The following is a 640-nucleotide window of genomic DNA, read 5'->3' on the forward strand; positions in this document are numbered from 1 at the left end:
GATGACTTCGATGTTGACCACGAAAGTGGGGGCGAAGCTCGCGACCAATCTTCCTACTGCGGTATTAAAGAAAATATTCGCAATATTCTTGATGTTTGTTGCAGCAACAATGCTGCTGTAAGTTTATTCCCAAGTTATTCACGCTGAACCGAGCATTTGAGGTGACTTGGGTATATTGGTTTTATTTGTAAATAAGAAGAGAATGATTTATGTCTCAGGGATACCTTCAATTTCCCAATATTGATCCGGTTTTAGTCTCTATTGGTCCTGTTTCAATTCGTTGGTACGGTTTGATGTACCTCGTTGGTTTCATGTTTGCATTGTGGTTGGCGAACCGTCGTGCTGACAAACCAGGCAGCGGCTGGACTCGAGAGCAAGTCTCTGATCTACTTTTCGCGGGCTTCTTAGGGGTCGTCATCGGTGGTCGCGTCGGTTACGTTATCTTCTATAACTTTGAACTGTTTTTAGATGATCCTTTGTATCTCTTCAAAGTTTGGACTGGCGGTATGTCGTTCCACGGTGGTTTGTTGGGTGTGATTACGGCAATGTTCTGGTATGCACACAAGAACGGTCGTACCTTCTTCGGCGTTGCTGACTTTGTTGCGCCTCTTGTGCCATTTGGCTTGGGTATGGGCCGTAT

1 protein-coding gene and 1 pseudogene are annotated in these 640 nt (G+C 45.2%); both read left to right on the top strand.

The features are described from left to right. Positions 1–121, top strand: a pseudogene (locus R7Z49_RS25760) (sulfite exporter TauE/SafE family protein); the annotation flags it as partial. Positions 122–209: 88 nt separating this feature from the next. After that, positions 210–640 (top strand): prolipoprotein diacylglyceryl transferase (lgt, locus tag R7Z49_RS25765; protein ID WP_318112506.1); only part of this gene is annotated, 431 nt, incomplete at its 3' end.

It is taken from the genome of Vibrio sp. 1562 (assembly GCF_033340155.1).
Taxonomy (GTDB): domain Bacteria; phylum Pseudomonadota; class Gammaproteobacteria; order Enterobacterales; family Vibrionaceae; genus Vibrio; species Vibrio alginolyticus.